The following is an 18,462-nucleotide window of genomic DNA, read 5'->3' as shown; positions in this document are numbered from 1 at the left end:
AGCGGTGCCGCCCCGTCCCTCCTGCCATAGTGAGTTTGATTAGACAGTTCTTCTGACGGTACCCCAGCATTGTTGCCCGAAGCCGCACGGAGCCGTTTCGACGGCTGGGAAACCCGTCTCTGCATGCTCCAACGGAACGGAACCCGCTGGGGTTCCCGATCGTCCTACCGGGCTTGGGCCGAGTGGCTCAGCCGCCGTAGACGTGAGGCGCGAGCGTACCGACGAACGGCAGGTTGCGGTACTTCTCGGCGTAGTCGAGGCCGTAGCCGACGACGAACTCGTTCGGGATGTCGAAGCCGACCCACTCCACGTCGATGGCGACCTTGGCGGCGTCCGGCTTGCGCAGCAGCGTGCACACCTTGAGGGAGGCGGGCTCGCGGGAGCCGAGGTTGTTGATCAGCCAGGACAGGGTCAGGCCGGAGTCGATGATGTCCTCGACGATCAGGACGTGCCTGCCCTTGATGTCGGTGTCGAGGTCCTTGAGGATGCGCACGACACCGGAGGACTGGGTGCCGGCGCCGTAGGAGGACACGGCCATCCAGTCCATGGTGACGGGGGTGGACAGCGCCCGCGCGAGGTCGGCCATGACCATCACGGCGCCCTTGAGGACGCCGACGATCAGCAGATCCTTCCCCGCGTACTCCGCGTCGATCTTCGCGGCCAGCTCGGCCAGCTTCGCGTCGATCTCTTCCTTGGTGATGAGCACCTGCTGGAGGTCGGCACCCATGTCTTTCGCGTCCACCCGCATCACTTTCGGTCGTCCCGCACTTACGGCCGCATGCACGGCCTCCGGCTGCCCGGCCCGCCGGAGGATCACTCCGGGAGGGGTCGGATTCAGCCTTGCCGAATCACCAGTCTGCCACCCTGCCGCTGGGCCACGACTTTGCCGGGGAGATTGATGGCTCCCTGACCGCGCCAGCCGGTGATCAGACGGTCGACTTCCTCGATGTGGCGGGCGAACAACGAGCCGGCCGGGGCGCCGGCCTCGATGGCCGCGCGGCGCAGGATCCGGCGGCGCACGGCGGGCGGGAGGGCGTACAGCTTGGCGCACTCCAGCAGGCCGGTGGCGTCCCGTACCGAGGCCTCGGCCTGGCTGGCCCAGGTGTCCAGGGCGTCGGCGTCGTCGCGGGAGAGCTGGGCGGTGCGGGCGAGCGCCTCCACCACGCCCTTGCCGAGCGCCTTCTCCAGGGCGGGCAGGCCCTCGTGCCGGAGCCGGGAGCGGGTGTAGGCGGGATCGGCGTTGTGCGGGTCGTCCCAGACGGGCAGGGCCTGGACCATGCAGGCCCTGCGGGCGGTCTGCCGGTCGAGGTGGAGGAAGGGGCGCCGGTAGCGGCCGCCGGCCCCCGAGACCGCGGCCATGCCGGACAGGGAGCGGATGCCGGAGCCACGGGCGAGGCCGAGCAGGACCGTCTCGGCCTGGTCGTCGCGGGTGTGGCCGAGCAGGACGGCGGTGGCACCGTGGCGTTCGGCGATGGCGTCCAGGGCGGCGTAGCGGGCGTCGCGGGCGGCGGCCTCGGGGCCGCCCTCCCGGCCGACGGTCACGGCGACGGACACCACGGGGTCGAGGCCCAGCTCACGCAGTCTCAGGGTGACCTCGTCGGCGCGCAGGTCGGAGCCGGGCTGGAGGCCGTGGTCGACGGTGACCCCGCCGGCACGGACGCCGAGCTTGGGGGCCTCGAAGGCGAGGGCGGAGGCGAGGGCCATGGAATCGGCGCCGCCGGAGCATGCGACGAGGACGAGCGGAGAGGGGGGCCGCTCGGCCGCGCGGTCCGGGTGCGCGCCCGGGGCCGGTCGCCCCGTGAGCCCGCCGGAGGTCTGATGGTCGTTCAGGATGTCGTGGAGGACGCGGCGAACCGCCAGGCGTATCGCCGCGACCGCAGGATGGGGACCCATGTCCGGTTCCCTTCATGAAGTTTCGGGGGGTGAGCCCGAGCCGGTCACGCAGAGTGTGTAGATGGTGACAGAAGCGGGCCGTTCCCCGAGCATTGCACGCCTACGCATGGCTCACGGTCCCTCGGACGGGTGATTGGAGGGGCGTTCGCCTGCCGTCGGCCGGATTCGTTTCACGCCTTCCCGGGGCGGTTCACGACTCGGCCTAGCGGTGCACCCGCGCGACCCAGTCCGCCGGTTTGGCGATCTCCGCCTTGGTGGGAAGGGTGTTGGGCGAGGTCCACACGCGGTTGAACCCGTCGATGCCGGCCTGCTCCACGACGGCCCTGACGAAGCGTTCGCCGTCCCGGTACTGCCTCAGTTTGGCATCCAGACCGAGCAGCTTGCGCAGGGCCATGTCCAGCCGGGAGGCACCCTTGGCGCGGCGCTGCTGGAACTTCTCGCGGATCTCGGCGACGGTCGGTACGACGCTCGGGCCGACGCCGTCCATGACGTAGTCGGCGTGGCCCTCCAGGAGGGACATCACGGCGGTGAGCCGGCCGAGGATCTCGCGCTGGGCGGGGGTCTGCACCAACTCCACGAAGGAGCGCCCGCCGTCCTCCTCCTCACCCTCGGGACGGCCGCCGGCCAGGGACTGGGCGGCTTCCCGGATGCGCTCCAGGAAGGTCATCGGGTCGACGTCGGTCTCCGCCAAGAACGACTGGATTTCGCCCTCGAGGTGGTCGCGCAGCCAGGGCACGGCGGTGAACTGGGTGCGGTGGGTCTCCTCGTGCAGGCACACCCACAGGCGGAAGTCGTGCGGCTCGACGTCGAGTTCGCGTTCCACGTGGACGATGTTGGGTGCGACGAGCAGCAGCCGGCCGCCGCCGTTCTCGCCCGCGGGGAGGTCGCGGGAGGCGGGGGCGAAGGTCTCGTACTGGCCGAGGACGCGGGAGGACAGGAACGACAGGAGCATGCCGAGTTCCACGCCGGTGACCTTGCCGCCGACGGCGCCGAGGACGGCGCTGCCCGGGTTGTTGCCGCGCCGTTCCTGCATCTTCTCCAGGAGCGGCCTGAGGATCTCCCGGAAGCCGGCGACGTTGGCCCGGACCCAGCCGGGGCGGTCGACGACGAGGACGGGGGTGTCGTGGATCTCCCCGGTGCCCATACGAGTGAAGCCCCGGACGTGTTCCTCCGAGGCCTTCGCGTGCCGGCGCAGTTCCGCGACGACGGACCTGGCCTCGTCGCGGCTGACCTCGGGGCCGGGTCGTACGAGCCGTGTCGCGGTTGCCACCGCGAGGTTCCAGTCGACCATCCCGGGAGATGCGGTGCCACCGAAGCTCGTCATGTTGTCAACCGTACGTGAGCGCTGCGGGTCGGGGCAGGGCGTGGGAGACCGGCACCGCTGCGGTCACGGCACCGTCGGCCTCGCACGCGGTCACCGGCAGCCGCACCCCGCCAGTGCTGTCGCCGCTCGGTCCAGTGCCGCCCGGGCCTCCAGGGCGTTCGGGGTCTTCGACGTGTCCGAGGTGAGGAAGGCGAAGGCCAGAAGGCGGCCGTCCCGGTCGACGACCGTGCCCGCCAGGGTGTTGACGCCGCTCAGGGTGCCGGTCTTGGCGCGTACGAGGCCTGAGGCGCCGTCGGTGTAGCGGGTGCTCAGAGTGCCGGTGAAGCCGGCCACGGGCAGGCCGGTGAGGGCCGGGCGGAGGCCAGGACGGCCGGGGTCGCCCGCCTTGACCAGGAGGGCGGTGAGGAGGCCGGCGGTCAGCCGGTCGTCGCGGTCGAGGCCGCTGCCGTCGTGGAACACGGCGCCGGACATGGGCAGGCCGAGCTTGCGCAGCTGGGTGGCGATGGCCTTGGCGCCACCGTCGAAGCTCGCGGGTTCGCCGCTCGCGAGGGCCGTGTGGCGGGCCAGGGCCTCGGCGATGTCGTTGTCGCTTTCCGTGAGCATGCGTTCGACCAGGGCGGACAGCGGGGGTGAGGAGACGGTGGCGAGGGTCTGCGCGCGCGTGGTGGCCTTGGAGGGGCCGGGCGGTGTGGTGGTGATGCCGGCGTCCTCGAGGAAGGTCGCGAACTTGGCCGCCGCGTCGGCCGCAGGATCGGTCACGCGGATCGCCGTGCCGCTGGTGGAGTCGTCGGTGCGGCCTTCGTCGGCGGTCAGGGCGCTGACGGGGGCGAGGTTCTCGTCGCTCCCGATGGGGTGCAGGGCGGGGCCGGTGTAGAGGGTGGTGTCGTAGGAGAGAGTGATCTTGTGAATGCCCCGCTTCTGCAGGGCCTTGGCGGTACCGGCCGCCAGCACGCGCAGGCTCGCCCGGTCTCCCCCGTTCCCGGCTTCGCCGGAAGAGGTGCCCTTGTCCTTCGGGCGCGCGGTGAGGGTCGGGTCGCCGCCGCCGACCAGGACGAGTTCCCCGGTGTCGGGTTCGAGGGCGGCGCGGGTGGTGAGGCGGTGGTCGGGGCCGAGGGCGGACAGGGCGGCGACGGCAGTGGCGATCTTGGTGGTGGAGGCGGGGGTGAGGGCCTTGCCGGCGCCGGCGTCGTACAGGCGCTCGCCGGTCGCGACGTCGACGACGGCGGCGGCACGGGTCTCGCCGAGCGCGGGAGCGTCCAGGAGGGGCCCCAGGAGGTCCGTGAGGGCCTTCGCGTCCGGGGCGGCCTGCTTGGTGCCCACGGCGCCGGTGGTGCCGCCCAGACCCGTCAGGACCGGCGCGGCGCTCGGTGCGGGCCTGGGTGCCGCCGCTGCCGTGCCGGAGCCGTGATCTGCGCCACCTGACCGCTCCAGGGCGGCGGCCCGGTCCCGCTCGGCCGTACGCTGACCGTTGGCGTCCCAGGGACCGGCCACGGTCACCACGCCGGCGGCCAGCGCCAGGCCGGCGGTGGCGGCGCCCGCGGTGTACTGCCAGGTCCTGACGGTCCGCGGACGGGGGAGACGGGGGAGGTGCGCAGGCCGGACGGCCTTCGCCACTCGCGCGACCTTTGGCCCGACGGCCGTCACGGCGCGGCCCAGACGCGGTCGTACGGCGTTCGCGATCCGCACCACCTGCGGTCTCGCGGCTCGCCAAGGCCTCAGCTCTGGCACGACCACCAGCCCCTTTCGCGATCACACACCTGCGTGAGGGACACTTAACCACCAGAACTATGTGTTGATCATGGAGGAGCCACCGGTGGAGTTCGACGTCACGATCGAGATCCCTAAGGGTTCGCGGAACAAGTACGAGGTGGACCACGAGACCGGCCGGATCCGCCTGGACCGTCGCCTCTTCACCTCGACCGCCTACCCGACCGACTACGGCTTCGTCGAGAACACCCTCGGCGAGGACGGCGACCCGCTGGACGCGCTGGTCATCCTGGACGAGCCGACCTTCCCGGGCTGCCTGATCAAGTGCCGCGCGATCGGCATGTTCCGCATGACGGACGAGGCGGGCGGCGACGACAAGCTGCTGTGCGTTCCGGCCACCGACCCGCGCGTGGAGCACCTGCGCGACATCCACCACGTGTCCGAGTTCGACCGCCTGGAGATCCAGCACTTCTTCGAGGTGTACAAGGACCTCGAGCCCGGCAAGTCGGTCGAGGGTGCCAACTGGGTGGGCCGCACGGACGCCGAGGTGGAGATCGAGCGGTCGTACAAGCGCTTCAAGGAGCAGGGCGGTCACTGACCACCCCGGTTCTTCGCCGAGCGGGTCGTACGCGTGCGCGTGCGGCCCGCTCGCTTGTCTGCACACATGCGGCCGGTGGGGGTACGTGTGCGCATACTGAGGCTTACGGAAGGTGTCGTTCAGGGAGCGGTGCGAGGTGATGGAGGCGGAGGACCGCAAGCCCCGGTCCGACGAGGCGAGGTACGACCCGGAGATCACGTCCGAGTTCGCCGTTCCCGTGGGGCTCGATGTCCCCAGGCCCGGCGGTGAGCCGGAGACGACGTCCGAGTTCGCGGTGCCGGAGGGACTCCAGGCGCCGCAGCCGCCGAGTGCCGAGCCGGAGGGATCGGCGTTCAGCAGGCCGAGCACCTACAGCAGCAGGAGCGCCCCGGCCGCGTTCACGCCGGCCACCGGGGTGCCGCTGGTCAGCCTGGTCAAGGACGCGCCCTGGCAGGACCGGATGCGCACGATGCTGCGGATGCCGGTGGCCGAGCGGCCCGCGCCGGAACCGGTGCAGCGCGTGGAGGAGGGTGGTCCGGCCGTCCCGCGCGTGCTCGACCTGACCCTGCGTATCGGCGAGCTGCTGCTGGCCGGCGGCGAGGGCGCGGAGGACGTGGAGGCCGCGATGTTCGCGGTGTGCCGGTCCTACGGCCTGGACCGGTGCGAGCCGAACGTCACCTTCACGCTGCTGTCGATCTCGCACCAGCCGTCACTGGTGGAGGACCCGGTGACGGCGTCCCGGACGGTACGGCGGCGGGGCACCGACTACACGCGGCTCGCGGCCGTGTTCCGGCTGGTGGACGACCTGACCGACCCGGAGACGCATGTCTCCCTGGAGGAGGCCTACCGGCGGCTGGCGGAGATCCGCCGCAACCGGCACCCCTACCCCGGCTGGGCGCTGACCCTGGCGAGCGGGCTGCTGGCCGGTGCGGCCTCGATACTGGTCGGCGGCGATCTGATCGTGTTCGTCGCGGCAGCCCTGGGCGCCATGCTCGGCGACCGGCTGGCATGGCTGTGCGCCGGGCGCGGACTGCCGGAGTTCTACCAGTTCACGGTGGCCGCGATGCCGCCCGCCGCGATCGGGGTGGCGTTCGCGCTGGCCGACGTGGATCTGAAGGCGTCGGCGGTGGTCACCGGTGGACTGTTCGCGCTGCTGCCGGGGCGGGCGCTGGTCGCGGGCGTGCAGGACGGCCTGACGGGCTTCTACATCACCGCGTCCGCACGTCTGCTGGAGGTCATGTACTTCTTCGTCGGCATCGTCGCCGGGGTGCTGGTGGTCCTGTACTTCGGCGTGAAAGTCGGCGGCAAGCTGAACCCGGACGCGGCCCTCGGCATCTCCGAGCGGCCGCTGATCCAGATCGTGGCCTCGATGCTGCTGTCGCTGACCTTCGCGGTGCTGCTCCAGCAGGAACGTTCAACCGTGCTGTGGGTGACCCTCAACGGAGGCGTCGCCTGGTCCGTGTACGGGGCGATGCACTACGTCGGCGACATCTCGCCGGTGGCGTCCACGGCGGTCGCGGCGGGGCTCGTGGGCCTGTTCGGGCAGCTTCTGTCGCGGTACCGGTTCGCGTCGGCGCTGCCGTACACGACGGCGGCGATCGGGCCCCTGCTGCCCGGTTCGGCGACCTATTTCGGGCTGCTGTCCATCGCGCAGAACGAGGTGGACAAAGGGCTGGTGTCGCTGGCCAAGGCCGCGTCGCTGGCCATGGCCATCGCCATCGGGGTCAACCTGGGGTCGGAGATCTCCCGGCTGTTCCTGCGGGTCGGCTCGGCCGGGAAGCGCCGGGCCGCGAAGCGGACCAGGGGATTCTGAGAGGGGCGCCGTCCGGCTCCGTGGTGGCATCCGCCGTGGCCGGACGCGCGTCCTCGGCGACCTCTCGCGCGGCTCCCCGCCCGCCCCTGCTACTGCCGGCGGTGGTCGTACGGGTAGCCGTTCCGGTCGTACTGCTGCTGCGGCTGCTGCTCGTACTGCTGCGGGTGCTGCTCCTGCTGATACGGCTGCGGGTGCTGCTCCTGCTGATACGGCTGCGGGTGCTGCTCCTGCTGATACGGCTGCTGCGGGTGCTGCTCGTACTGCTGCGGGTACTGCTCCTGCGGGTACTGCTGGTGGTACTGCTGCTGGTCGTAGTGCTGGTTGTCGTGGCCGCCCTGGTTCCAGTACTCCTGCTGCTCCTGGTGCTGCCCGTACGGCTGCTCCGGCTCGATGCGGCGCAGACGGGTCGTGGCGTCGTCCATGACCGGGGGCTGCTGGTACTGCGCCTGCTGGTACGGGGACTGCTGCGGGGATTGCTGCTGCGGGGTCTCCGGCCGGGCGGATGCGGCCTTCTTGTTCTTGCCGCGGGCCCGGAGGAACTCGATCGCGATGGGGATCACGGAGACGAGGACGATCAGGATGAGGATCGCCTCGATGTGGTTCTTGACGACGTCGTGCTTGCCGAGCCAGGAGCCCAGCAGGGTGACTCCCGCGCCCCAGAGGATGCCGCCGATCACGTTGAAGATCAGGAACGAGCGGTACTTCATGCCGCTGACGCCCGCGATGATCGGCGTGAACGTGCGCACGATCGGCACGAAGCGGGCGAGGACCAGGGACTTGGGGCCGTACTTCTCGAAGAACTCGTGCGCCTTGGTGACGTTCTCCTGCTTGAACAGCCGTGAGTCCGGGCGGTTGAACAGGGACGGTCCGACCTTCTTGCCGAACATGTAGCCCGCCTGGTCACCGAGGATCGCGGCGACGCAGATCAGGGCGATCGCGCCCCACAGCGGGAAGTCCAGCTGGTGCGAGGTGATCAGCAGACCGCAGGTGAACAGGAGCGAGTCACCCGGCAGGAAGAATCCGATGAGCAGGCCGGACTCGGCGAAGACGATGAGCAGCAGGCCCCAGATGCTGTACGTGTCGAGCAGATAGTTGGGATCGAGCCAGCTCGGGCCGAGGGCGAGTGTCATCACGTGGTCCGGGCTCCTGACGGGTGAAGGCGGCTGCGGCGGCTGGGCGTCGATGGTGCCGCACAAAGCTACCAACGTGATGTGACCGCCCCGGGTTCCACCGGTGCCTCCAGGATGCACGGTGCGGGGACCGGGACAAAGCTGTGACTCATGGGACTCGAAGACTACGGCGGCGGCCAGGGGCCCGAGCCGGACGTGCTGGTCGTGACGACGAACGACGTGCCCGGCCACCGGGTGCAGACGGTGATCGGCGAGGTGTTCGGACTCACCGTGCGCTCGCGGCACCTCGGCAGCCAGATCGGCGCCGGACTGAAGTCGATGATCGGCGGCGAGCTGAAAGGGCTCACCAAGACGCTCGTGCAGACCCGCAACCAGGCCATGGAGCGCCTGGTGGAGCAGGCACGCGCGCGTGGGGCCAACGGAGTGCTGGCGTTCCGGTTCGACGTGACGGAGGCCGCGGACGTGGGCACCGAGGTGTGCGCCTACGGCACGGCGGTGGTCCTGGCCCGGGAGTGAGCCCGGGCCAGGACGTCAGGGCGTGGTGTGCCGGGCCCCGTTCGCCACGATCGCGTCCCGCATGTACACCGCCAGGCCGGGCCGGATGGCCTCGTACGTCGCGGTGAAGCGCTCGTCGGCGACGTACATCTCACCGAGGCACGAGTGCAGCTCGTGCGAGCAGTCGTAGTACGCGCCCGTGATGAACCGGCGGTGATCCTCGGCGACGTCCATGGCCGCCTCGGAGACCGCGGGCACACCCTCGGCGAGCAGGTCGGCCATCCGGCGGTGGATCGCGTCCATCTCGCCGTTGATCCGCTTCCAGTCCTCCTTGGTGTACGAGGCGGTCCGCTGCTGCGACTGCCGGTAGGCCTCGGTGTCGCCCCAGCGCTCCCGGACCTCGTCGGCGTACTGCTCCGGGTCGTGGTCGCCGAAGACCTCGAACTTCTCCTCCGGCGTGAGGTTGATGCCCATCTTCTGTGCCTCCATGGCGTGCTCCACGGCCGCGGCCATCTTCTGCAGCTTCTCGATCCGGGCGGTCAGCAGGTCGTGCTGGCGGCGCAGGTGGGCCCGCGGGTCCGCGGCCGGGTCGTCGAGCAGGACCGCGACCTCGTCGAGCGGGAAGCCGAGTTCCCGGTAGAACAGGATCTGCTGGAGCCGGTCGAGGTCGGCGTCGGTGTAGCGCCGGTGGCCGGCGTACGTCCGCTCGCCGGGCACGAGCAGGCCGATCCCGTCGTAGTGGTGCAGGGTGCGCACCGTGATGCCGGCGAACCCCGCGACCTCTCCCACGGAGTAGCTCACTTTCCGCTCCTTCGGTCGGTACGCCTTCCACGCTGAGGCCTCACGCCGCGTGAGGTGCAAGCCGGTCCGCCGACGAGGCAAACCGGTCCGCGGGCGGTGCAAACCGGCCCACGGGCGGTGCGAGCCGGTCCAACAGGCGGTGCGGGCCGGTCCAACAGGCGGTGCGGGCCGGTCCAACAGGCGGTGCGAGCCGCACCCATTCGGGATGATGGGTGTGTTTTGTCCGCTTATGGTGAGCCCGTGCCCCAGGACACGACCCAGCAGGCGCCCCCGAGCGCGCCGACGGCCCCGGCGCGGGCCCTGCTGCCGTTCATCCTGCCCGCCGCCGCCGTGGGCGTGGTCGCGAGCCTGGTCCTCATCGGGGTGAGCACCGCGGCGGAGCGGCTCCAGCACGTGCTGTGGGGGGCGCTGCCGGATGCGCTCGGTGTGGGCCGCTACTCGGTGCTGTGGATGTTCGCGATGCTCGTCGCGACCGGGATCGCCGTCGGGCTGGTCGTCTGGAAGGTCCCCGGGCACGCGGGTCCCGATCCGGCCACCATCGGCCTGGACGCCCCGGTCATGCCCCCGGCGGTGCTGCCCGGCCTAGTGCTCGCCACCGGGCTGATGCTGGCCGGCGGCCCGAGTCTCGGCCCGGAGAACCCCGTCATCGCCGTGAACGTGGGACTCGCGGCCTGGCTCGGCGGACGTCTGCTGCCCCGGACGCCCGGCAGGCTGTGGCCGGTGCTCGCCGAGGCGGCGACGCTCGGCGCGCTGTTCGGCACTCCGGTGGCGGCGGCGCTGGTCATCTCCGAGGCGCTGGCCGGACGGCCGATGCAGGGCAGGCTGTGGGACAACCTGTTCGCGCCGCTGGCCGCCGGTGCGTGCGGGGCGGTGACGACCACCCTGGTGTCCCACCCCGCCTTCGACCTGGATCTGCCGCCCCTGGGCCATCTCCGCTGGGGAGACCTCATCGCGGCCGTCGTGGTCGCCTCGGCGGCCGCGCTGCTCGGCATGTGCGCCGTCAGCGCCTTCCCCTACGTCCACGCGGGCTTCCGGCGGCTGCGGCACCCGATGCTGATGCTCCCGGCGGGCGGGGTCGTCCTGGGTGCCCTGGCGGCCCTGGGCGGACATCTGACGCTGTTCAAGGGACTGTCGGAGATCGATGAGCTGGCCCGTGACCCGGAGGGCTGGTCGGCCGGGCAGTTCGCCACGATGACGGTGGTGAAGCTGGCCGCACTGCTCGTCGCCGCGTCCTGCGGCTTCCGGGGCGGCCGGATCTTCCCGGGGGTCTTCGCCGGCACCGCCCTGGGCCTGTGCGCCCATGCTCTCGTCCCGGGCGTGCATCCCGCGGCGGGCGTTGCGGCAGGCGTGCTGGGCATGCTCCTGGCGATCACCCGGCAGGGCTGGGTGAGCCTGTTCACCGCCGCCGTGCTGATCGACTCGGCCGGGATCCTCGCCCTGCTGTGCATCGCCTCGCTGCCCGCCTGGCTGCTGGTGACGGGCCGCCCTCAGATGCAACTGCGCCCGGACGGCACCCCGGTCCGCTGACCCCCCTCTCTCCTCTGGAGGCAAACCCATGGCTCTGCACAAAGGTTCCGGCAAGCACGAGGAGCGGGCGATGTCGGTCAACCCGTTCTTCGGGGAGGCCAACCCCGTCGGCGGCATGGCCGAGGCGCCGCCCACGCACCGGCTCCCGGACTCCCCGCTGTCGCCGTCCACGGCGTACCAGCTGGTGCACGACGAACTGATGCTGGACGGCAACTCCCGGCTGAACCTGGCCACCTTCGTCACCACCTGGATGGAACCCCAGGCCGGGGTGCTGATGGCGGAGTGCCGGGACAAGAACATGATCGACAAGGACGAGTACCCGCGCACGGCCGAGCTGGAGCGGCGCTGCGTGGCGATGCTCGCCGACCTGTGGAACGCCCCGGACCCGGCGGCGGCCGTGGGCTGCTCGACGACCGGGTCCAGCGAGGCGTGCATGCTCGCCGGCATGGCGCTGAAGCGGCGCTGGGCGCAGCGGAACGCCGACCGCTACCCGGGCGCGCGGCCCAATCTCGTCATGGGCGTCAACGTGCAGGTGTGCTGGGAGAAGTTCTGCAACTTCTGGGAGGTGGAGGCCCGGCTGGTCCCCATGGAGGGCGACCGCTTCCACCTGGCCCCGCAGGCCGCCGCGGAGCTGTGCGACGAGAACACCATCGGGGTGGTCGGTGTCCTCGGCTCGACCTTCGACGGGTCCTACGAGCCGATCGCCGAGCTGTGCGCGGCCCTGGACGCCCTCCAGGAGCGCACCGGCCTCGATGTGCCGGTACACGTGGACGGAGCCTCCGGCGGCATGGTGGCGCCCTTCCTGGACCAGGACCTGCTGTGGGACTTCCGGCTGCCGCGGGTGGCGTCGATCAACACCTCCGGGCACAAGTACGGGCTGGTCTATCCGGGGGTCGGCTGGGCGCTGTGGCGGGACAAGGAGGCGCTGCCCGAGGAACTGGTCTTCCGGGTCAACTACCTGGGCGGGGACATGCCGACCTTCGCGCTCAACTTCTCCCGCCCCGGCGCCCAGGTGGTCGCCCAGTACTACACGTTCCTGCGGCTGGGCCGCGAAGGCTTCAGGGCGGTACAGCAGTCGACCCGGGACGTCGCGGTCTCGCTCGCCGGCCGGATCGCGGCGCTCGGCGACTTCCGGCTGCTCACGCACGGGGACCAGCTGCCGGTGTTCGCGTTCACCACGGCCGACGACGTCACGTCGTACGACGTCTTCGACGTCTCCCGGCGGCTGCGCGAGAGCGGCTGGCTGGTGCCCGCGTACACCTTCCCGGCCAACCGGGAGGACCTGTCCGTGCTGCGGATCGTGTGCCGCAACGGCTTCTCCCACGACCTGGCCGACCTGTTCCTGGCCGACCTGACCCGGCTGCTGCCCGAGCTGCGGCGGCAGCCGCATCCCGTGACCCGGGACAAGGGGGCGGCCACCGGGTTCCACCACTAGGGGGTGTCGTCACGGCCCCGGTGCCGGCGTCGGATCAGGCGAGGGGGAGCGCACGGCGAACTCGAGCGGGCGGTCGTGCTCGGCGCGACAGGGTCGTGGGCACCGCCCGTCACTGCACCGGGCCCGATCGGGCCCGGTGCCGCGCACCCTGGTGGCCCAGCCGCGTGAACTTCCGTACCGCGAGCGTGAAGAACACCGCCAGCAGGGCGAGCGGCCACAGGACGGCCGGCCAGGCGTGCCCCGGTTCGCCGCCGGGGGCGCCCAGCAGGTGCCGTACGGCCGTCGCCGTCTGGGACAACGGGTTCCACTGGACGGCCGTGCCCAGCCAGTCGGGCATGGTCTTCGGCACGGCGAAGGCGTTGGAGAGGAAACCGGCCGGCCAGACGAGGATCTGCACGGCCTGCACCATCTCGGGCCGCCCGGCGACCAGGGCGAGGTGGATGCCGATCCAGAGCATCGCCGTACGGAGCAGCAGGAGCAGGCCGGCGGCGGCCAGGAGGGCGCCGGGGCCTCCGTCCGTCCGCCAGCCCAGTGCGTACGCCACCCCGGTCAGCAGGACCAGGGCGACGGCCGACTGGAGCAGGTCGGCGACCGCACGGCCCGCCAGGACCGCCCCGTCGGCCATGGGAAGGGAGCGGAACCGGTCGATCACCCCACGGTCGAGGTCCTGGGTGACCGCGAGCATGGTGCTCTCCAGGCCGAAGGCCATGGTGAGCACCAGCATGCCGGGCACCAGGAAGTCGAGGTAGGGGCCGGTGACGCCGCGGCCGCCGCCGACCAGGTAGCCGAACATCAGCAGCAGCATCACCGGGAAGACCAGCCCGACCAGAGCCTGTCCGGGCCGCCGTGCCCAGTGGGCGAGTTCCCGCCGGGTCATGGTCCAGGAGTCGGTCAGGACGTAGGTGCTCATGCGGCCTCCTCGGCTCGGTCCTCGTCCCGGTCGCCGCCGGTGAGGTGCAGGAAGACCTCGTCCAGGGTGGGGCGGCGCAGGGCGATGTCGGCGGCCTCGACACCGGCCGCCTGCAGGGCGTGAACGGCACGGGTGAGCGCGGCCATGCGGTCGGTGACCGGGGCGCTGAGCAGCCGGCGGTCGGCGTCGGCGCGCAGACCCGGGAGCCGCAGCAGGGCTACGGCCTCCCCGAGCCGGCGGGCGTCGCGCAGGACGATGTCGATGCGGTCGCCGCCGGTGAGGGACTTCAGCTCGTCCGGGGTGCCGTCGGCGACGACCCGGCCCTGGTCGACGAAGGCGATGCGGTGGGCGAGCTGGTCGGCCTCCTCCAGGTACTGGGTGGTCAGCAGGACCGTCGTACCGCCGTCGACCAGGGAGCGGACCGAGGACCAGACCTCGGCACGGCCACGGGGGTCGAGGCCGGTGGTGGGCTCGTCGAGGAACAGCACCTCGGGGTCGGTGATCAGGGAGGCGGCGAGGTCGAGGCGGCGGCGCATGCCGCCGCTGTAGCGGGCGACCGGGGTGCGGCCGGTGCCGGTGAGGTCGAAGCGCTCCAGGAGTTCCGTGGCGCGCACGCGCGCGTGGCGGGCGCCGAGGTGGTGCAGGCGGGCGAACATCTCCAGGTTCTGCCGGCCGTCCAGCTGTTCGTCCAGGGCCGCGTGCTGGCCGAGCAGGCCGATGCGGCGGCGAACCGCGCGGACTTCGGTCAGTACGTCGTGCCCGGCGACCTCCACGCGGCCGGCGTCGGGCCTGAGCAGGGTGGACAGGATGCGCACGAGGGTGGTCTTGCCCGCTCCGTTCGGGCCGAGCACCGCGTACACGGTGCCCCGGGGGACCTCCAGGTCGAGCCCGTCGAGGGCGTGCCTGCTGCCGTAGGTCTTGCGTACGCCTGAGACGGTGATCGTCGTTTCGGCCATGCCGCTCCTCAGCATTAGTCAAGTTTGACTAAGCGCCCAAGGTAACGCCGGGCGAGGAATTGGTCAAACTTGATTAGTGGTCGTCTCCGGGATGCCGCGTCCCCGAGGCGTACGGGTTCTCCTGCCCCTCGGTGAGCACGCCGACGAACGGCTCGCCCTCGCCCGCGAAGGTGTAGGCGCCCGCCTCCAGGCGGTCGATCAGCCCCTGGGTCCAGGCCTCGTCGGAGTCGGCGGTGTGGATCCAGAGGTTCATGATCTCGCCGATGTGACCGAGCTGCTCCGGTCCGTCCTCGGGGACGTAGTGCTCGGTGACGGCGGCCCGCCACCGGCCGATCCGGCGGATCCGCTCCCGGAGCAGCTCCAGCGCCTCGGCGCGGGGCAGCTCGACCAGGAAGCCGATGGCCGCCGACTGGATGTCCATCTTCTGGTCGTAGGCGATCAGGGACTCGCGCAGCAGCCGGAAGAACTCGTCCTCGCCGCGGTCCGTGATCTCGTACTCGGTGCGCGGCGGTCCCCCGGCCGTGGACGGCGCGATCTCGTGCGCGTGCAGCAGTCCCTGCCGGGCCATCTGCTTCAGGGCGTGGTAGATGGAGCCCGGCTTGGCGTGGGACCACTCGTGCGCGCCCCAGTACTCCAGGTCGTTGCGGACCTGGTAGCCGTGGGCCCGCCCGTGCTGGCGGACCGCGCCGAGCACGAGGAGACGGATCGCTGACATGCCGTCCAGGTTATTGCCGTACGACGGCCCGCCCGCCCCCGGGCCCACCGGTCAGCCGCCCTGCTCCAGGGCCACCAGTTCGAACGCCGTCTTCCCGTCCAGGGACTCGCGGATGATGTCGGCGTGGCCGGCGTGCCGGGCCGTCTCGCGGATCAGGTGCAGACACAGCCAGCGCAGCGAGACACGGCTCTCCGGCGGGAACCACGGGTCCGGCGGCAGCGGGAAGGTGTCGTCCAGGCTGGGCGCGGAGCGGATGAACTTCTCCGTCTCGGCGGCCACCTGCTCCCAGTACGCCAGCTGCGAGGCGACCGTCTCGTCTCCGACCAGCTGGAAGGTCTCGTGCCAGTTCGACTCGTCCCGCTTCACCCGCGGCGGCTCCTGCCTGGCCCGGGCGAGCCAGCCCTGCTCCACCTCGGCGACGTGCTTGAGCAGGCCGCCCAGGGACAGTTCGCTGGCGCTGGGGCGGGAACGGGCCTGCTCCTCGGTCAGTCCGAGCAGCGCCCGGCGGATCCCGCCCCGCTGCTCCTCGATGAACGCGAGCAGCGCTCCTCGCTCGTCACCCTTCGCCTCCCCCGGAACGTGCATGACCATGGTCTGCCGCCTTTCGTCGGGCGTTCGCCTCGTCGGGCCGTTCGCCGTTGCCGGGGCCGTTTTCCCCGGCACGGAAAAAGCTACGGGCCAATGCGGTCAGCTGCTGTCCGCATTGGCCCCGGTGCCACCGAAAAAACCGGCTAGAACGGGAATCCGCTGCGACCGTGCTGCACGGAGATCCACTTGACCGTGGTGAAGGCCTCCAGCGTCGTCTCGCCGTTGAGGCGGCCGAGGCCGGAGTGCTTCTCGCCGCCGAAGGGCACGATCGGCTCGTCGTGCACGGTGCCGTCGTTCACGTGGAACATGCCGGTGTCGATCCGCTTGGCGAAGGCCACGCCACGCTCGATGTCACCCGTGTGGACGGCGCCGCTGAGGCCGTACGGGGTGTCGTTGACGATCCGGACCGCGTCCTCCTCGCCGTCGAACGGGACGAGGAAGACGACCGGGCCGAAGACCTCCTGCTGCAGCAGGGCGGAGTCGGCGGGGATACCGGTCAGCACCGTGGGCTCGACCAGGTTGCCGGTCGCGCCGCCGTGCACCAGGGCGGTGGCACCCTCGGCGAGCGCCTGCTCCACGGCGCCCGCGATGGCGTTGGCCTGTGTCGAGTTGATCACCGGGCCGATCACGGTCTGCGGGTCGCGCGGGTCGCCGACCGTGAGGGTGCGGACCTTGGCGGCGAACTTCTCGGTGAACTCGTCCGCGAGGGAACGGTCCACCAGGACCCGGTTGGCGGCCATGCAGACCTGGCCCTGGTGCACGAACCGGCTGAAGACCGCCGCGTCCACCGCGTAGTCGACGTCGGCGTCGTCCAGCACCACCAGCGCGCTGTTGCCGCCCAGTTCGAGGACCGAGCGCTTGAAGTTCCTGGCGCAGACGGTGGCGACGTGCCGGCCGATCCTGTCCGAACCGGTGAAGGAGATGACCTTGGGGACCGGGTGCTCTATGAACGCGTCGCCGATCTCGGCGATGTCGGTGACGACGACGTTGAGCAGTCCACCCGGCAGCCCGGCCTCCTCGAAGATCTTCGCGATCAGGGTGCCGCCGGCGATCGGGGTGTTCTGGTGCGGCTTGAGCACCACGCCGTTGCCGAGCGCGAGGGCCGGGGCGACCGACTTCAGCGACAGCAGGAAGGGGAAGTTGAAGGGGCTGATCACGCCCACGACGCCGACCGGCACCCGGTAGACACGGTTCTCCTTGCCGTCGGCCGGGGAGGGCAGGATCTTGCCCTCGGGGCGCAGCGCGAGGTGGACCGACTCGCGCAGGAACTCCTTGGCGAGGTGGAGTTCGAAGCCGGCCTTCACGCGGGTGCCGCCCAGTTCCGCGATGATCAGGTCGGCTATCTCCTGCTCGCGGTCCTCTATCAGTCTGAGTGCCCGCTCGATGACCGCGCGCCGGGCGTAGGGGTTGGTCCCGGCCCACTCCTTCTGGGCGCGGGCGGCCGCACGGTAGGCCTGGTCCACCTCGTCGACCGTGGCCACCGTGATCGAGGCCAGCTTCTCGTCGTCGTAGGGGTTGAAGTCGATGACGTCCCAGGAGCCGGTGCCCGGTCGCCATTCACCGTCGATGTACTGCTGGGCCAGGTCGCTGAAGTAGGACGACATGTGATCCCTCAATCACTAGCGGAGCCAGATCCCGGTCACGGTCTGATCGCACGTCATCGTACTTGCGCATCAAGAGAGTTGAAGAAGTCCTCGGAGAAGATCCCGGCTCTCGTCCGGGCCCGGGCTGTCCTGCTGCAGCTCCTTCAGGGCCTGCTCGTACTGGGCGACGTCCTCGCGCTTGTCCAGGTAGAGCGCGCTGGTCAGCTGCTCCAGGTAGACCACGTCGGACAGGTCCGCGTCAGGGAAGCTGAGGATGGTGAAGGCACCGCTCTCGCCGGAGTGACCGCCGAAGCTGAACGGCATGACCTGCAGCCGTACGTTGGAGCGCTCGGAGATGTCGATCAGATGCTGGAGCTGGCCGCGCATGACCTGGCGGTCACCGTAGGGGCGGCGCAGGGCGGCCTCGTCCAGGACGATGTGGAACTCGGGGGCGTTGCCGGAGAGCAGGTACTTCTGCCGCTCCAGGCGCAGCGCGACCCGGCGTTCGACGTCGGCGACGCTCGCGCCCTTCATGCCGCGCCGGACCACCGCGCGGGCGTACTCCTCTGTCTGCAGCAGGCCGTGCACGAACTGCACCTCGTACACGCGGATGAGGGAGGCGGCGCCCTCCAGGCCCACGTAGGTGGGGAACCAGCTGGGCAGGACGTCGGTGTAGCTGTGCCACCAGCCCGCCACGTTGGCCTCCCGGGCGAGGGAGAGGAGCGACTCGCGCTCCGCCTCGTCCGAGATGCCGTAGAGCGTCAACAGGTCTTCGACGTCCCTGGTCTTGAAGCTCACCCGGCCCAGCTCCATCCGGCTGATCTTCGACTCGGAGGCACGGATCGAGTACCCCGCCGCCTCACGCGTGACCCCCCGCGCTTCACGCAGTCGCCTGAGTTGCGAGCCGAGCAGCATCCGCCGCACCACCGATCCGGGCTCTCCCGCGCTCACGTTCGCCAGCCTCCCCAACCGTCTTTGGGCCCGCAGTCTGCCACTAAAACACTTCGA

General features: G+C 71.0%; 17 protein-coding genes. 5 read left to right on the top strand and 12 right to left on the bottom strand.

Features of this window, described 5'->3' with window-relative positions; translation table 11 throughout:
• Positions 1-187: 187 nt before the first annotated feature.
• From hpt to dacB, 4 genes are all read right to left on the bottom strand, one after another.
• On the bottom strand, positions 188-748 hold the full coding sequence (gene hpt / locus ACZ4SF_RS30890; protein ID WP_030342680.1) for a hypoxanthine phosphoribosyltransferase: 561 nt from the start codon (positions 746-748) through the stop codon (positions 188-190).
• Between the two features lie 86 nt (positions 749-834).
• On the bottom strand, positions 835-1,893 hold the full coding sequence (gene tilS, locus ACZ4SF_RS30885; protein WP_468390788.1) for a tRNA lysidine(34) synthetase TilS: 1,059 nt from the start codon (positions 1,891-1,893) through the stop codon (positions 835-837).
• 202 nt (positions 1,894-2,095) lie between these two features.
• Positions 2,096-3,217: a zinc-dependent metalloprotease gene (locus ACZ4SF_RS30880; RefSeq protein WP_468390785.1), complete on the bottom strand. Its 1,122-nt coding sequence runs from the start codon at positions 3,215-3,217 to the stop codon at positions 2,096-2,098.
• Positions 3,218-3,307: 90 nt separating this feature from the next.
• Positions 3,308-4,951, bottom strand: a complete 1,644-nt coding sequence (gene dacB / locus ACZ4SF_RS30875) for a D-alanyl-D-alanine carboxypeptidase/D-alanyl-D-alanine endopeptidase (protein WP_468390782.1) — start codon at positions 4,949-4,951, stop codon at positions 3,308-3,310.
• A 79-nt stretch (positions 4,952-5,030) separates the two neighbouring features.
• Between dacB and ACZ4SF_RS30870 the strand changes: the two genes are divergently transcribed.
• Positions 5,031-5,522: an inorganic diphosphatase gene (locus ACZ4SF_RS30870; protein ID WP_046730908.1), complete on the top strand. Its 492-nt coding sequence runs from the start codon at positions 5,031-5,033 to the stop codon at positions 5,520-5,522.
• A 136-nt stretch (positions 5,523-5,658) separates the two neighbouring features.
• On the top strand, positions 5,659-7,314 hold the full coding sequence (locus ACZ4SF_RS30865) for a threonine/serine exporter family protein (protein ID WP_468390779.1): 1,656 nt from the start codon (positions 5,659-5,661) through the stop codon (positions 7,312-7,314).
• 89 nt (positions 7,315-7,403) lie between these two features.
• Here the strand turns inward: ACZ4SF_RS30865 and ACZ4SF_RS30860 are convergent, their stop codons facing one another.
• Complete coding sequence (locus ACZ4SF_RS30860) at positions 7,404-8,447, bottom strand: DedA family protein (RefSeq protein WP_468390776.1); 1,044 nt, start codon at positions 8,445-8,447, stop codon at positions 7,404-7,406.
• A gap of 147 nt (positions 8,448-8,594) precedes the next feature.
• Here ACZ4SF_RS30860 and ACZ4SF_RS30855 point away from each other — a divergent pair, with 147 nt between their 5' ends.
• Complete coding sequence (locus ACZ4SF_RS30855) at positions 8,595-8,960, top strand: YbjQ family protein (RefSeq protein WP_468390773.1); 366 nt, start codon at positions 8,595-8,597, stop codon at positions 8,958-8,960.
• A 15-nt stretch (positions 8,961-8,975) separates the two neighbouring features.
• Here the strand turns inward: ACZ4SF_RS30855 and ACZ4SF_RS30850 are convergent, their stop codons facing one another.
• Entirely contained in the window at positions 8,976-9,740 is a 765-nt protein-coding gene (locus ACZ4SF_RS30850; protein ID WP_468390770.1) for a MerR family transcriptional regulator, read from the bottom strand.
• A 240-nt stretch (positions 9,741-9,980) separates the two neighbouring features.
• Between ACZ4SF_RS30850 and ACZ4SF_RS30845 the strand changes: the two genes are divergently transcribed.
• Positions 9,981-11,267, top strand: a complete 1,287-nt coding sequence (locus tag ACZ4SF_RS30845; protein WP_468390767.1) for an ion channel protein — start codon at positions 9,981-9,983, stop codon at positions 11,265-11,267.
• A gap of 28 nt (positions 11,268-11,295) precedes the next feature.
• Positions 11,296-12,702: a glutamate decarboxylase gene (locus ACZ4SF_RS30840; protein ID WP_468390764.1), complete on the top strand. Its 1,407-nt coding sequence runs from the start codon at positions 11,296-11,298 to the stop codon at positions 12,700-12,702.
• A 109-nt stretch (positions 12,703-12,811) separates the two neighbouring features.
• Here the strand turns inward: ACZ4SF_RS30840 and ACZ4SF_RS30835 are convergent, their stop codons facing one another.
• The 6 genes from ACZ4SF_RS30835 to ACZ4SF_RS30810 all read right to left on the bottom strand — a co-directional run bounded on the left by ACZ4SF_RS30835 (position 12,812) and on the right by ACZ4SF_RS30810 (position 18,369).
• Positions 12,812-13,612, bottom strand: a complete 801-nt coding sequence (locus tag ACZ4SF_RS30835; RefSeq protein ID WP_468390761.1) for an ABC transporter permease — start codon at positions 13,610-13,612, stop codon at positions 12,812-12,814.
• Complete coding sequence (locus ACZ4SF_RS30830) at positions 13,609-14,568, bottom strand: ATP-binding cassette domain-containing protein (RefSeq protein WP_468390758.1); 960 nt, start codon at positions 14,566-14,568, stop codon at positions 13,609-13,611. Before ACZ4SF_RS30830 ends, ACZ4SF_RS30835 begins: the two co-directional genes overlap by 4 nt.
• Before the next feature lie 73 nt (positions 14,569-14,641).
• Positions 14,642-15,283 carry a PadR family transcriptional regulator gene (locus ACZ4SF_RS30825; protein WP_468390755.1) on the bottom strand — a complete coding sequence of 214 codons (642 nt, stop codon included), beginning with the start codon at positions 15,281-15,283 and terminating at the stop codon, positions 14,642-14,644.
• A 51-nt stretch (positions 15,284-15,334) separates the two neighbouring features.
• Positions 15,335-15,874 (bottom strand): DinB family protein, encoded by a 540-nt coding sequence (locus ACZ4SF_RS30820; RefSeq protein ID WP_468390752.1) that lies wholly within the window; start codon positions 15,872-15,874, stop codon positions 15,335-15,337.
• A gap of 140 nt (positions 15,875-16,014) precedes the next feature.
• Positions 16,015-17,475 (bottom strand): aldehyde dehydrogenase family protein, encoded by a 1,461-nt coding sequence (locus tag ACZ4SF_RS30815; RefSeq protein ID WP_468390749.1) that lies wholly within the window; start codon positions 17,473-17,475, stop codon positions 16,015-16,017.
• 69 nt (positions 17,476-17,544) lie between these two features.
• Positions 17,545-18,369: a helix-turn-helix domain-containing protein gene (locus ACZ4SF_RS30810; RefSeq protein WP_468390972.1), complete on the bottom strand. Its 825-nt coding sequence runs from the start codon at positions 18,367-18,369 to the stop codon at positions 17,545-17,547.
• Positions 18,370-18,462: the final 93 nt, after the last annotated feature.

This window comes from Streptomyces sp. NPDC027663, assembly GCF_055566415.1.
Note: the sequence above shows the minus strand (reverse complement) of the source record. Positions and strands in the feature narration are given on the sequence as shown.